Genomic DNA, 13,892 nt, shown 5'->3' with positions numbered 1-13,892 from the left:
TGTTCGACGCTTCCGGGCATGACAGCCGTGGACACCGCAGCCGTGCACGCCGGGCGTGACGACCTCGCCGGCCTCGGCGTCCACGTCCCGCCCATCGACCTCTCCACCACCAACCCCCTGCCCTCGGTGGCCGACGGCGGCGACGACTACGAGACCCTCGCCACCGGCGGCACCCTCCCGGCCGGCGGCAGCGCCGTCTACCAGCGGCTCTGGAACCCCACCGTGGCCCGCTTCGAAACCGCCCTCGCCCAGCTCGAAGGCACCGCCGAGGCGGTCGCCTTCGCCAGCGGCATGGCCGCGCTCACCGCCACCCTGCTCGCCGCCACCCGCGACGGGAAACGCCACGTCGTCGCCGTCCGCCCCCTCTACGGCGGCACCGACCACGTCCTCGCCACCGGCCTGCTCGGCACCGAGGTCACCTGGGCCCGCGCCGACGACGTCGCTGCCGCGATCCGCTCCGACACCGCCCTGGTCGTCGTCGAGACCCCGGCCAACCCGACCCTCGACCTGGTCGACATCGCCGCGCTCGCCACCGCCGCCGGCGACGTCCCGCTGCTCGTCGACAACACCGTCGCCACCCCGGTGCTCCAACAACCCGCCCGGCACGGCGCCACCCTCGTCCTGCACAGCGCCACCAAGAGCATCGGCGGCCACGGCGACGTCCTCGCCGGCGTCGTCGCCTGCGCGCCCGACTGGGCGGCCCGGCTCCGCCAGGTCCGCGCCGTCACCGGCGCCGTCCTGCACCCGCTCGGCGCGTACCTGCTGCACCGCGGCCTCCAGACCCTGCCGCTGCGGGTCCGCGCCCAGCAGGCCGGCGCCGAGAAGCTCGCCGCCTGGCTCGCCGGCCACCCGGCCGTCGAACGGGTCCACCACCCGTCCCGGCACGACCCGGCCGGCCTGGTCGGCCGCCAGATGTCCGGCGGCGGCAGCCTGCTCGCCTTCGAGGTACGCGGCGGCGCGCCCGCCGCGGCCACGGTCGCCGGCGCCTGCGAGCTGATCACCCACGCCGTTTCGCTCGGCGGCGTCGACACGCTGATCCAGCACCCGGCCTCGCTGACCCACCGGCCGGTCGAGGGCGACGCGAAGCCGGGCGGCGCGCTGCTGCGGGTCTCGGTCGGGCTGGAGGACCCGGAGGACCTGCGCGCGGACCTGGCCCGGGCGCTCGCGTCGATCTGACGCGTGCCGGTGCGGTGCCGGCAACGGCCGCCGGAGTCCTGCCCACAGCGTGCCGTCCGGTCAGGACTTCGGGCCGACGTGCTGGTCCAGCGCGGCGACCGCCTCCCGCCGGGCCACCGACAGGGACCACGGCAGGTTCATCCGCCACGCGATACCGAGCAGGTCGAGGGCCCACTGGCAGAGCGCCATGATGTCGGTGGAGCGGTTGGAGAACATGTAACGGGGATAGACGTACTCCTTTCCGCGGACGACGACCCGGTTGGCGAAGCGGCAGCCGTCGGAGTGGAACAGGCCGCGCAGGAAGTGGCCCGGGTGTGCCTCGACGATGATCCGTTGCCAGTCCGTGAGGACAATCGGGCGCTCGTGCTTCTTGCCCGGCCCGTGCTGGGGAAACAGGCACGGCCAGTGGAGCGCGGTGCTCTGCACGGCGACGCAACCCCGCTTCTGGATGCGCTGCACCTTGTTGGCCAGGACCGCGCGCATCGCGGCGTCGCACTGCTCGATCAGGTTCGGCCAGGCGTCGGCGCAGTAGATCCGGAGCACCGGTGTCCGGTCGGTGCTTCCGTTGCCGCCCCGGCCAGGAAGGCCCACCCGAGCAGGTAGGCGTAGGCAGCCTGATCGGGTGGGCCTTCCTGGCCGGGGCGGCAACGGAAGCACCGGACCGCGCTACCGAAGATCGCCGGTTCGGGCCGGTCGACGCACCAGTGCCAGACCGTGGTGTAGGGCAGGGAGAGGCTGCGGGCCACGGAACGGATGTTGTGACCCCGGGCGCGAAGGGCGCGGGCTCGTGCCCGCATTTCGGGAGGATGCACAGCAGCATCCTCGAACACGTGTATGACAAGAAGTGCCGGGAGCGGGATTCGAACCCGCAAGCCCTTTCGGGCAGAAGTGTTTGAGACTTCCGTGTATGCCGTTCCACCATCCCGGCGGGGTGGGGTAACTGTACCCGACTACGCTCATGCGGGAGCATGGGTGGTGACCGTGCCGGGATCGATGGTGGGAGTGGCTCGTGGGCGAGATGCAGACGGATGCCGAGCGCAAGCGCGTTCTGATCGCCGAGGACGAGGCGCTGATCCGACTGGACCTGGCCGAGATGCTTGTCGAGGAGGGCTACGAGGTGGTCGGCGAGGCCGGCGACGGGGAGACCGCCGTCCGGCTCGCCGAGGAGCTCAAGCCGGATCTGGTCATCCTCGACATCAAGATGCCGATCATGGACGGGCTGGCCGCCGCCGAGCGGATCGCCGGCGCGCGCATCGCCCCGGTGATCATCCTGACCGCGTTCAGCCAGCGTGACCTGGTCGAGCGCGCGCGGGCGGCCGGCGCGATGGCCTACCTGGTCAAGCCGTTCCAGAAGAGCGACCTGGTGCCGGCGGTGGAGATCGCGTTGTCCCGCTACTCCGAGGTGGCCGCGCTGGAGGCGGAGGTGGCCGGTCTGACCGATCGGCTGGAGATCCGCAAGACCGTGGAGCGGGCCAAGGGCGCGCTGATGACGACGTACGGGATGACCGAGCCCGAGGCGTTCAAGTGGATCCAGCGCACCGCGATGGACCACCGGATGACCATGAAGGAGGTCGCCGAGCGGATCCTCGCCGAGACCGCCGGCGGCGAGGTGGCGCAGCCCGCCTCCTGACCCGGCGGCCGGTTCCCGGCGTCGCCTCCGATCGATACGGTTGTCGCCATGCGACGTCCGCTGGCGGTGCTCGGCCTGCTCGTGACGCTGGTGGCTGCCTGCCGGGCGCCCGAGGCGCCCGCCCCCGCGCCCGAGCCGCTGCGTCCAGCCTGGCAGCCGGTCGATCTGCCGCTCCCGTCGGGTCTTTCCGGCCGGGTGGCGTTGCGGGACGCCGCGGCCTGCGGGGGCCGCTGGTTCGTGGTGGGCGCGGTGCTGGACGCCGACGGGGTCCCGCATCCGGCGGCGTGGTCGAGTGTGGACGCCCGTGCCTGGACCGCGCTGCGTCCGGTGCCGCGCAGCCCGTACGGCCCGGAGAATCTGCTCACCGCGGTCGGCTGCCGGGACGGGCGACCGGTGGCGGTCGGTGGCCGCAGCGGCGGGGTGCACGGCAACCCCCGGATCAGCACCTGGCGCCTGGACGCCGACGGTGCGCTGGTGGAGGTGCCGGCGGAGTTCGAGGTGTTCGGTGGGCCGGACGCGGTGAACGTGGGCCGGGTCGTGGGTGGGCCGGGCGGCTGGTTGATCTCCGGGAACCGGGCCACCGGCGCGGCCGCGTGGGTGTCGGCGGACGGGTCGGACTTCCGTCTGGTGAGTGGCGTGCCGGGGTTGGCCACGGACGGGGCGGGCCGGCCGTGGGTGGCCGACGGCGCGGCGGCCGGGTCGGGGTGGCTCATGGTGGGCTCGGTGCTGCCGTCGGGGCGTACCGGAACGGACGCGGCGGTGTGGACGTCGCCGGACGGGTCGGCCTGGCGGCGCGCGGTGCTGCCCGGCGGTGGCGTCGACCAGGACCTGCAACGGGTGGTCCGGGTGGGCGACCGGGCGGTGGCGGTGGGCCGGCGGGGCGACGGCCTGGGCGCGTGGGTGGCCGAGGGCGACGACTGGCGGCCGGGTGGCGACGTTCCGGGTGGCGCGGAGCGGCCGGGTCGGGTCTGGGGTCTGTCGGCGCGGGGTGACGGCGCGTTCGCCGTGGTGGCCGGCGTGGCGTCGGAGGCGGGCTGGTTTTCGCCGGACGGTGGCCGGTGGTCGCCGGTGGCGCTGCCGGTGGCGGTTCCGTGGGGTAACGACAGGTCGGTCGCGGTGGCGGCGGCGGGTGATGTCGCCCTGCTGTCGGTGGACGACGGGGTGCGGGCGCGGGTGTGGTCGGCGCGGGGGGCGTGGCGGCCCGCCTGAGCTTTTCACCAGCGTGTTTCCGGCAGGTGTCGGATGTCCGATGGTCCCCCCGGTGATCCCGGTGTGTTACACCACCGCTGTGAATCCGGCCACTCAACGTAACGGTTAGGTCAACCCCGCTTCTCAGGTCTACCTTCGGCACCCGCCGGTGGGATAACGTCCCGGCCCAGACCGGGATCGCGGTCGGTCCGGCCAACCCTCGCAAGGTCCAATTCGCGCTGGGTGGTTTCCGGGCCTTCGGACGGAGGAGGGTACGAGCCGTGAGGCAGAAGCTCGCACGGGTGCTCGGTGGTGTGGTCATCGGCGCGCTCGTTTTCAGTGGCGCGGCCTGCAAGGCTGACAGTGGTGATGACGCGGGTGGCGGCAGCAAGGCCGCCTGCGACCTGAAGATCGGCTTCTTCGGCCCGCTGACCGGCGACGCCGCGGGTCTCGGTATCCACATGCGCAACGGCACCAAGCTGGCCATCGACCAGTACAACAAGGACAACGCGGACTGCAAGGTCAACCTGGAGGAGTACGACTCGCAGGGTGACCCGGCCAAGGCGCCGGCGCTGGCCCAGAAGGCAGCCGGCGACAGCAAGGTCGTCGGCGTCGTCGGCCCGGCGTTCTCGGGTGAGTCGGAGGTGGCCGACCCGATCTTCGACGAGGCCGGCCTGCCGATCATCACGCCGTCGGCCACCCGGCCGAGCCTGAGCACCAAGGGCTGGAAGATCTTCCACCGGGGCGTCGGCAACGACACCTCGCAGGGTCCGGCCGCCGGCCGTTACATCAAGGACGTGCTGAAGGCCGACAAGGTCTACGTGGTGGACGACCAGTCGGCGTACGGCGCGGGTCTGGTGGACGAGGTGAAGAAGGTCCTCGGCGCGGTCGCGGGCGAGGACAAGATCCAGGTCAAGCAGACCAACTTCTCCGCAGTGGTCACCAAGATCCAGAGCAGTGGCGCGAACGTCCTCTTCTTCGGTGGCTACTACACCGAGGCCGGCCTGCTGCTCAAGCAGCTCAAGGGCGCGGGCTGGAAGGGCACGATGGTCGCCGGTGACGGTGTCAACGACGCCAACTTCATCAAGGTGGCCGGCCAGCAGGTCGCCGAGGGCACGATCCTGACCTGCCCGTGCGCCCCGGCCACGGCGGCCAAGGGCTCGTTCGTGACCGACTACAAGGCCGCGTTCGACAACGCCGAGCCGGGCACCTACGCCGACGTGTCGTACGACATCACGAAGATCATGCTGGCGGGCATCAAGGACGGCAAGGGCACCCGCGCGGACCTGCTGAGCTTCATCAAGTCCTACGACAAGACCGGTGACGCGACCGGCGTGGCCTACAAGTTCGAGTCCACCGGCGAGCTGGACCCGGCGCAGGTCATCGTGTGGGCGTTCAAGGTGAACGCGGGCAAGGTCGTCCCCGACATCGAGATCCCCAAGAGCTGACCGGTTCATCCGGTCCTGTCACGGGACACCAGGCGTGCGGCCGGGAGTGAGTTTCTCCCGGCCGCACGGCTTGGCCGCACAGTTGGAGCCCCCATTTGAACTTCGATGAGCTCTTCGGGAACTTCCCGGCGCTGACCATCACCGGGCTGGAGCAGGGCGCTATCTACGCGCTCATCGCCCTCGGCTACACCCTGGTGTACGGCGTTCTACGCTTGATCAACTTTGCGCACTCCGAGGTCTTCATGGTCGGTACCTTCACCGCCCTGTGGACCTGGCAGGCCCTCGGCTACGACCAGAACTCGCCCGCACCGGCCCTCGGCCCGCTGATCCTGGCGGTGGTCGCCGGTCTCGCGGTGGCGATGGTCGCCTCGGCCGCCACGGCGGTCACCGTCGAGCTGGTGGCCTACCGTCCGCTGCGGAAGCGCAACGCGCCGCCGCTGGCCTTCCTCATCACCGCGATCGGCGCCTCGTTCGTGCTCGCCGAGTCCTTCGGCATCGGCACCAGCCGCGCGCCGTTCGGCATGGCGACGATGATCCCGCAGGAGCCGGTGTTCACCGTCTTCGGCGCCGACGTGACAAACCTCCAGTTGGTGATCCTCGGCGTCACGCTTGTCATGATGGTGGCGTTGGACCAGTTCGTGAACCGCAGCCGGCTGGGCCGCGGCATCCGCGCGGTGGCCCAGGACGCGGACACCGCCGCCCTGATGGGCGTCAACAAGAACCGGGTCATCCTGTTGGTCTTCGTGCTCGGCGGCCTGATGGCCGGCGTCGGCGCGCTGCTGTGGGACCTGCGGTTCAGCTACACCAAGTTCAACGTCGGCTTCCTGATCGGGCTCAAGGCGTTCTCGGCCGCGGTGCTCGGCGGCATCGGCAACCTGCGCGGCGCGCTGCTCGGCGGCCTGCTGCTCGGGGTGGCGGAGAACTACGCCGCCGGCCTGTTCGGCGGCGACTGGAAGGACTTCACCGGCTTCGTGCTGCTGATCGTGCTGCTGATGTTCCGGCCGACCGGTCTGCTCGGCGAATCTCTCGGGAGGGCGCGCGCATGACCGCCACCGTGGACAAGAAACGGACCGGGGGCTTCACGAGCCGCTGGGCCGCCATGCCCAGGCAGGTGCGCTGGGCGGCGATCGCGGCGCTGATCGTGCTGCTCTACATCCTGCCGAACAAGTGGTTCTACGAATACCTGGGCTTCCCGATCGGCAGCGAGTACTTCGCCCTCTACACCACCCGCTCGGACTTCGCCGGGGTGCTCTTCGACACCGCCGTGTTCGTGCTGCTGGCCGTGGGCCTCAACGTGGTGGTCGGTTTCGCCGGCCTGCTCGACCTGGGCTACTTCGGCTTCTACGCGCTCGGCGCGTACACGGTCGCGTTGCTCACCTCGCCGGAGAGCCGGTTCGGCACGGACTGGCCGTGGCTGGCGGCGGTGCCGCTGGCGGTGATGGTGGCGATGGTCTCCGGTGTGATCCTCGGTGGCCCGACGCTGCGCCTGCGCGGTGACTACCTGGCCATCGTGACGCTCGGCTTCGCCGAGATGATCCGGTTGTACGCGGCCCGCCAGGACGGCCTTCTCCAGGGCCAGCGGGGCATTCCGGCGATCCCGCACCCGCCGGGCAGCGGCAGCGACGGCAAGGCGCTGTTCGGGGTGGTCGACTCCCGGCCGTACTACTGGCTCATGCTGACGCTGATCCTGGTCGTGCTGGTGCTGATCCGGAACCTGGCCAACAGCCGGGTCGGCCGGGCCTGGGTGGCGATCCGGGAGGACGAGGACGCCGCCGAGGTGATGGGCGTGCCCACGTTCAAGTACAAGCTGTGGGCGTTCGCGATCGGGGCGGCGGTGGCCGGCCTGACCGGCGCGGTCTTCGCCGGCAAGCAGACGTTCATCAACTCGGACCAGTTCGTGCTGGAGAGTTCCATCCTGGTGCTCGCCGCGGTGATCCTCGGCGGGGCCGGCAACATCAAGGGCGCCATCGTCGGCGGCGCGGTCACCTGGTACCTGCCGGAGTGGCTGCGTGGCGTCGGCGACCTCCTCGGGCTGGAGTTCGACGCCGCCGAGTACCGGATCCTGGTGTTCGGCCTCGTGGTCATCATCATGATGATCTTCCGGCCGCAGGGTCTGGTGCCCAACCGGCGGCGGGCGGCCGAGCTCGCCGACCGGCGCAAGGAAGCGGTTCCCCAGGAGGCGGTGCCCAATGAGTGAGCCGCAGATGCACAGCGAGCGCGACGCGACGAGCGAGCGGGACATCGCCGACGACGGGCGCAGCACGGTCGGCACGCCGCCGGAGTCCGGTTCGGACACGCCGGTGGAGCCGACGCCGGGCGACACCGCGCCGGCCGGTCGCGAGCCGCTGCTGGAGGTCGACCACGTCACCCTCCGCTTCGGCGGCGTGGTGGCGCTGAACGACGTCGCGTTCACCCTCTACAAGGGGGAGATCCTCGGCCTGATCGGCCCGAACGGCGCCGGCAAGACGACCTGCTTCAACGCGATGACGGGCGTCTACCGGCCCACCGAGGGCGAGATCCGGTTCGCCGGACAGCGGATCAACGGCAAGCGCCGGAGCTGGATCACCAAGGCGGGCATCGCCCGCACGTTCCAGAACATCCGGCTGTTCCCGGAGATGACCGCGCTGGAGAACGTCATGGTGGGCGCGGACGCCCACCACAAGACCAGCGTGATCTCCGCGATGCTGCGGCTGCCACGGCACTGGCGGGAGGAGCGGGAGGGCCGGGAGAAGGCCCGCGAACTGCTGCGCTTCGTCGGTATCGAGCGCCGCGCGGGGGACCTGGCGCGCAATCTCTCGTACGGCGAGCAGCGCCGGCTGGAGATCGCGCGGGCCCTGGCGACCGACCCGAGCCTGCTCTGCCTGGACGAGCCGGCCGCCGGCTTCACCCCGGCGGAGAAGGAGGAACTGCTCGGGCTGATCCGGAAGATCCGCGACAATGGCACCACGGTGTTGCTGATCGAGCACGACATGCGACTCGTCATGGGCGTGACCGACCGGATCGTGGTGCTGGAGTTCGGCAAGAAGATCGCCGAGGGCCTGCCGGCCACGGTCCGCGAGGACCCGAAGGTGATCGCCGCGTACCTGGGGGTGCCGACCGATGCTGCTTGAGATCAAGGACCTGACGCTGCTGTACGGGCGGATCCAGGCGCTGCACGGGATCAGCCTGCACGTCAACGAGGGTGAGGTGGTGGCCCTGATCGGCGCGAACGGCGCCGGCAAGACCACCACCATGCGGGCCATCTCCGGGCTGCGCCCGGTGGCCGAGGGCTCGATCGTCTTCAACGGCACCGACGTCACCAGGATGCGGGCCGACCTGCGGGTGATCCGGGGCATCGGGCAGGCGCCCGAGGGTCGCGGCGTCTTCCCCGGCATGACGGTCATCGAGAACCTGGAGATGGGCGCGTACACCCGGCGGGACCGGGCCGGCATCGCCGAGGACATGAAGATGGTCATGGACCTCTTCCCGCGGCTGCACGAGCGGCGCAAGCAGGCCGGCGGCACGCTCTCCGGTGGCGAGCAGCAGATGTTGGCGGTGGGCCGGGCGCTGATGGCCCGCCCGAAGCTGTTGCTGCTCGACGAGCCTTCGATGGGTCTCGCGCCGATGCTGATCCAGCAGATCTTCGAGATCATCACCCGGATCAACGAGCAGGGCACCACCATCCTGCTGGTCGAGCAGAACGCCCAGCAGGCGCTCTCCCGGGCCCACCGGGCCTACGTGCTGGAGACCGGCCGGATCGTCAAGGAGGGCACCGGCCAGGAGCTGCTGCACGACCAGGCGGTCAAGGACGCGTACCTCGGCGTGGCCTGAGGTCGTACCGGCCGGCGGCCGGCCCTCCCCACGCCGGGGAAGGGCCGGCCGCCGTCGTCGGTGCGGCCGGGCCCGGCTTGTCGGGCGTACGGACTAGAGTCGCTGCCGTGACAGCTACGACGCCGCGCCTGCTCCTCGTCGACGGACATTCCCTGGCATACCGGGCGTTCTTCGCTCTGCCGGTGGAAAACTTCTCCACCACCACGGGGCAGCCGACAAACGCCGTCTACGGCTTCACCTCGATGCTGATCAACGTGCTCCGGGACGAGCAGCCGACCCACATCGTGGTCGCCTTCGACGTCTCCCGCCGGTCCTTCCGCACCGACAGATATGCCGAGTACAAGGCCGGCCGCAGCGAGACCCCGACCGACTTCAAGGGCCAGGTGAGCCTGGTCAAGGAGGTCCTCGCGGCGCTGCGGGTGCCGGTGGTGGAGGCGCCGGGCTACGAGGCCGACGACGTCATCGCCACGCTCGCCTGTCAGGCCCGCGACCAGGGCATGGACGTGCTGATCACCACCGGCGACCGGGACGCGTTCCAGCTCGTCGGCGACCAGGTCACCGTGCTCTACCCGCGCAAGGGCGTCTCCGACCTGGCCCGGATGGACCCGGCGGCGGTCGAGGCGAAATACGGTGTCCCGCCGGACCGCTACCGCGACCTGGCCGCGCTCGTCGGCGAGACGAGCGACAACCTGCCCGGCGTCCCCGGCGTCGGCCCGAAGACCGCAGCCAAGTGGATCAACCTGTACGGCGGTGTCGAGGGCGTGGTGGCCCGGGCCGACGAGATCAAGGGCAAGGCCGGCGAGAGCCTGCGCGAGCGCCTGGCCGACGTGATCCGCAACTACGAGATCAACTGCCTGGTCGCCGACCTGGAGCTTCCGGTGCGTCCCGAGGACGCCCGCTGGCAGGGCTGGGACCGGGAGGCCGTGCACCAGGTCTTCGACACGCTCCAGTTCCGCATCCTGCGGGACCGCCTCTACCAATACCTGGAGGCGGTCGAGCCGGAGGCCGAGGCCGGCTTCGAGCTGGCCGGCGAGGTGCTCACCGAGCCGGGCGCGCTCGCCGGCTGGCTGGACACCCACGCCGGGGCCGGCACGCCCGTCGGCCTGGCCGCCACGCTCGACACCGGCCCCAACCGCCGGCACACCGCCACCGTGACCGCGATGGCGCTCGCCACCACCGACGGCGCGGCGGCCTGGTTCGACCCGAGCCGGCTGGACGCCGGCGACGACGCCGCCCTGGCCGGCTGGCTGGCCGACGCCGGACGCCCGAAGGTGCTGCACGACAGCAAGCCGGCGGTGCTGGCGTTCGCCGCGCACGGCTGGGAGCTTCGGGGCATCGCCCGCGACACCCAGATCGCCGCCTACCTGGCCCGCCCCGACCAGCGTTCCTACGACCTCACCGACCTGGCGCTGCGCTACCTGCACCGGGAGCTGCGCGTCGACGCGCCGGAGACCGGCCAGCTCACCCTGGACGGGTTCGGTGACGAGGGCGCGGCCGAGCAGAACCTGATGCTCCAGGCCCGGGCCACGCTCGACCTGGCCGACGCGATCGACGCCGAGCTGTCCCGCGACGGCGAGCAGTCCGCCCGGCTGATGGCCGAGGTGGAGCTGCCGCTGATGCGGGTCCTCGCCGCCATGGAGCGCACCGGCATCGCCGCCGACACCGACTACCTCTCCGAGCTGGAGGCCCACTTCGCCGCCGAGGTGAAGGCCGCCGCGCAGAGCGCCTACGAGGTGGTCGGCCGGGAGTTCAACCTCGGCTCGCCCAAGCAGTTGCAGGAGATCCTCTTCACCGAGCTGGGCCTGCCCAAGACCAAGCGGATCAAGACCGGCTACACCACCGACGCCGACGCCCTCCAGTGGCTCTTCGCGCAGACCGAGCACCCGCTGCTGCACCACCTGCTGCGCCACCGTGACGTGGCCAAGCTCAAGTCGACTGTCGACGGGCTGCTCAAGTCGGTCTCCGACGACGGCCGGATCCACACCACGTTCAACCAGACGGTGGCCGCGACCGGGCGCCTGTCGTCCACCGAGCCCAACCTGCAGAACATCCCGATCCGCACCGAGGAGGGGCGGCGGATCCGGCGCGCGTTCGTCGTCGGCGAGGGCTACGAGTGCCTGCTCACCGCCGACTACAGCCAGATCGAGATGCGGATCATGGCACACCTGTCCGCCGACGACGCGCTGGTCGAGGCGTTCAACTCCGGGCACGACTTCCACGCCGCGACCGCCTCCTCGGTCTTCACCGTCGACGTCGGCGCGGTCACCGCCGACCAGCGCCGCAAGATCAAGGCGATGAACTACGGCCTGGCGTACGGGCTGAGCGCGTTCGGCCTGTCCCAGCAGCTCGGCATCACCGCCGAGGAGGCGCGCGGGCTGATGGAGAACTACTTCGCCGGGTTCGGCGGGGTCCGCGACTACCTCCAGGAGGTGGTGGCCCGGGCCCGGCAGGACGGCTACACCTCCACCATCCTGGGTCGCCGCCGCTACCTGCCCGACCTGGTCAGCGACAACCGGCAGCGCCGGGAGATGGCCGAGCGGATGGCGCTCAACGCCCCGATCCAGGGTTCGGCGGCCGACATCATCAAGGTCGCCATGCTGCGCGTCGACGGCGCGCTGCGCGACGCCGGCCTGCGGTCCCGGATGCTGCTCCAGGTGCACGACGAGCTGGTCTTCGAGGTCGCCCCGGGCGAGCGGGAGGCGCTGGAGGCCTTGGTGCGCAAGGAGATGGGCGCGGCCCACCCGCTGTCGGTGCCGATGGAGGTGTCCGTCGGCGAGGGCCGCGACTGGAACAGCGCCGACCACTGACCCACCCACCCGGTGTCCGTGTCGACCAAGGAGTTTGCGTCGCGAGGCGTGCGTGAGCACGACACGAACTCCTTGATCAACGCCCGGGGACGGGGGAGGGAGGGGGCGGTGCTGCGGCGTGCAGGGCGGCGGCCAGGCGGTCCCGGACGGTGATCTGGGCGGCGATCCGGGCGTTCAACACGGCCAGCCGGTCCCGGCCGACCTTGAGCCCGGCCGGTGACGGCGGCGCGGCGGCCACGTCACCGTCCAGGCAGGGCAGGAAGACCCGGACGTCGTCCAGGGTCAGGCCGGCGTCGAGCAGGTGGCGGATGTTGCGGACCCGCGTCACCACCGCCGGGTCGTACTCGCGGTATCCGTTCATCGCCCGGGTCGAGACGATCAGGCCGCGCTCCTCGTAGTGCCGCAGGGCACGAGGCGTGCAGCCCATCGCCCTCGCCACCTCGCCGATCCGCATGCGCCCGTCCCTTCAGGCGACCACCGCGCCCCCGTCCACCGGCAGCACCACGCCGGTGACGAACGCCGCCTCCGGGTCGCAAAGCCGCCGGATCGCCCAGGCTACTTCCTCGGGCCGGCCGATCCGCCCGGCCGGGGTGCGCGCGATCTGCCAGTCCCGAATCGCGGCTCGTTGCTCGGGCGACAGGCCGCCGTGCACGCCGATGGGCGTGTCGACCGCACCGGGCGCCACCGCCACCACCCGGACGCCCCGCGGTGCCAGCTCCACCGCCCAACTGCGGGTCAACGAGTCCAGCGCCGCCTTGCCCGCCGCGTACACCGAAGCGCCCGGCCAGGCGCGCGACCCGACGGACGTGGTGACGTTGACGAGCACGCCGCGAGTGTCGGCGAGCGCATCCACGGCGGCGTGCGCCAGCCGGATCGGAGCCAGCACGTTCGTCTCCATCTGCCGCCGCGCGGCGTCCTCGTCCAGGTCGGCCAGGGCGCCACCGCCGGCCACCCCGGCGTTGTTGACCAGCACGTCCAGCCGGCCGTACCGGTCGAGGGCGGCGTCGACGATCCGGGCGGGCGCGTCCGGCGCGGTGACGTCGGTGGTCAGCGGCACGATGCCGGGCCGGCCGGCAGCGGTCTCCGCCAGCGTCGCGGCCCGGCGGCCGACCGCGACGACCTGGTTGCCGGCGGCGGCGAAGGACTGCGCGGTGGCCCGGCCGATGCCGGTGCCCGCACCGGTGACCACGACGACGCGTGGGGTCCTGCGTGTCATACCGCCATGCTCCGACCCTGCTGTCAGCGGCAGGGTCAAGCGGCATGACCTCAGCCCTTGAGCGGGTCGTGGCCCCAGTTCATCAGCGACCAGCGCCACCTCGTGTCGCGGACGTCGCCGGACGGGCGCTGGGCCAGGTGCCGGTGCACGTACCCGACCACCTTGCGCATGTGCTTGTAGTCGGCGGCGGTGAGCTGGTCGCGCTTGCGGCGCAGCAGGTCCACGATCCGGCGGCCGGAGTCGTGCCCGACGGACTCGCCGCCCTTCGTGCCCGGCTTGTGCCAGCCGACGTGCTTGGACTCGTCGGTCTCCAGCCAGCGGGTCAGCTCGGCCGGCTTCATGTTCACCGCGTCGGTGAACTCCCGGTACGTCTGCTCCGGATCCTCACTGCGGCTCACGGCGCAGCACCTCCGGTCGGTGGGCGACGTCGCGACCCGAGTCGTCGTTGACGATCCGGTACTGCGGCTGTTCCGGGGAGGCGTTCACCGGGTGCCCGCGTACGTGGGTGCGCTCGGTCAGTTTCTCCTTGACCACGCCGTGCGCCCGGCCGCTGTGGCTGGCCCAGGAGACGTGGTCGCCGGCGCGGAACTCCTGCTCGGCCATGCCGTGCGGTTACC

General features: G+C 71.5%; 13 protein-coding genes, 1 tRNA gene and 1 pseudogene. 9 read left to right on the top strand and 6 right to left on the bottom strand.

The window, feature by feature from the left end; all coding sequences use genetic code 11:
- Positions 1-18 precede the first annotated feature (18 nt).
- The gene (locus tag O7613_RS16350; protein ID WP_282289223.1) at positions 19-1,176 is read left to right on the top strand and encodes a PLP-dependent aspartate aminotransferase family protein; all 1,158 of its coding nucleotides are present in this window, start codon (positions 19-21) and stop codon (positions 1,174-1,176) included.
- Positions 1,177-1,236: 60 nt separating this feature from the next.
- On the opposite strand, the gene O7613_RS16345 is transcribed toward O7613_RS16350, so the two are convergent.
- Together O7613_RS16345 and O7613_RS16340 are read right to left on the bottom strand one after the other, a co-directional pair.
- Complete coding sequence (locus O7613_RS16345; protein WP_282289222.1) at positions 1,237-1,767, bottom strand: hypothetical protein; 531 nt, start codon at positions 1,765-1,767, stop codon at positions 1,237-1,239.
- A gap of 254 nt (positions 1,768-2,021) precedes the next feature.
- Positions 2,022-2,104, bottom strand: a tRNA-Leu gene (locus O7613_RS16340).
- Between the two features lie 81 nt (positions 2,105-2,185).
- On the opposite strand from O7613_RS16340, the gene O7613_RS16335 reads away from it, so the two are divergent.
- From O7613_RS16335 to polA, 8 genes are all read left to right on the top strand, one after another.
- Complete coding sequence (locus O7613_RS16335; RefSeq protein ID WP_282289221.1) at positions 2,186-2,806, top strand: response regulator; 621 nt, start codon at positions 2,186-2,188, stop codon at positions 2,804-2,806.
- Between the two features lie 48 nt (positions 2,807-2,854).
- Complete coding sequence (locus O7613_RS16330; RefSeq protein WP_281587538.1) at positions 2,855-4,015, top strand: hypothetical protein; 1,161 nt, start codon at positions 2,855-2,857, stop codon at positions 4,013-4,015.
- 260 nt (positions 4,016-4,275) lie between these two features.
- The gene (locus O7613_RS16325) at positions 4,276-5,442 is read left to right on the top strand and encodes a branched-chain amino acid ABC transporter substrate-binding protein (protein WP_282289220.1); all 1,167 of its coding nucleotides are present in this window, start codon (positions 4,276-4,278) and stop codon (positions 5,440-5,442) included.
- A 95-nt stretch (positions 5,443-5,537) separates the two neighbouring features.
- Positions 5,538-6,488 (top strand): branched-chain amino acid ABC transporter permease, encoded by a 951-nt coding sequence (locus O7613_RS16320; RefSeq protein WP_281587540.1) that lies wholly within the window; start codon positions 5,538-5,540, stop codon positions 6,486-6,488.
- Positions 6,485-7,639, top strand: a complete 1,155-nt coding sequence (locus O7613_RS16315; protein WP_281587541.1) for a branched-chain amino acid ABC transporter permease — start codon at positions 6,485-6,487, stop codon at positions 7,637-7,639. The genes O7613_RS16320 and O7613_RS16315 overlap by 4 nt, the downstream gene beginning before the upstream one ends.
- Positions 7,632-8,552, top strand: a complete 921-nt coding sequence (locus O7613_RS16310; protein WP_281587542.1) for an ABC transporter ATP-binding protein — start codon at positions 7,632-7,634, stop codon at positions 8,550-8,552. Before O7613_RS16315 ends, O7613_RS16310 begins: the two co-directional genes overlap by 8 nt.
- Positions 8,542-9,252 (top strand): ABC transporter ATP-binding protein, encoded by a 711-nt coding sequence (locus O7613_RS16305; RefSeq protein WP_281587543.1) that lies wholly within the window; start codon positions 8,542-8,544, stop codon positions 9,250-9,252. The genes O7613_RS16310 and O7613_RS16305 overlap by 11 nt, the downstream gene beginning before the upstream one ends.
- A gap of 107 nt (positions 9,253-9,359) precedes the next feature.
- Complete coding sequence (polA, locus tag O7613_RS16300; protein ID WP_282289219.1) at positions 9,360-12,059, top strand: DNA polymerase I; 2,700 nt, start codon at positions 9,360-9,362, stop codon at positions 12,057-12,059.
- Between the two features lie 76 nt (positions 12,060-12,135).
- Here the strand turns inward: polA and O7613_RS16295 are convergent, their stop codons facing one another.
- The 4 genes and pseudogenes from O7613_RS16295 to O7613_RS16280 form a co-directional block, all read right to left on the bottom strand.
- On the bottom strand, positions 12,136-12,513 hold the full coding sequence (locus tag O7613_RS16295; RefSeq protein WP_282289218.1) for a MerR family transcriptional regulator: 378 nt from the start codon (positions 12,511-12,513) through the stop codon (positions 12,136-12,138).
- A gap of 12 nt (positions 12,514-12,525) precedes the next feature.
- Positions 12,526-13,275 (bottom strand): SDR family oxidoreductase, encoded by a 750-nt coding sequence (locus O7613_RS16290; RefSeq protein WP_281587546.1) that lies wholly within the window; start codon positions 13,273-13,275, stop codon positions 12,526-12,528.
- Positions 13,276-13,328: 53 nt separating this feature from the next.
- A pseudogene (locus tag O7613_RS16285) lies at positions 13,329-13,673 on the bottom strand (DUF3140 domain-containing protein); the annotation flags it as partial.
- Positions 13,660-13,878: a DUF2945 domain-containing protein gene (locus O7613_RS16280; protein WP_282289217.1), complete on the bottom strand. Its 219-nt coding sequence runs from the start codon at positions 13,876-13,878 to the stop codon at positions 13,660-13,662. The gene O7613_RS16280 and the pseudogene O7613_RS16285, both read right to left, overlap by 14 nt.
- Between the last annotated feature and the right edge of the window lie 14 nt (positions 13,879-13,892).

The organism is Micromonospora sp. WMMD975, from assembly GCF_029581215.1.
GTDB lineage: Bacteria > Actinomycetota > Actinomycetes > Mycobacteriales > Micromonosporaceae > Micromonospora.
The sequence above is the reverse complement of the archived record's forward strand: the minus strand, read 5'-3'. Positions and strand labels throughout refer to the sequence as shown.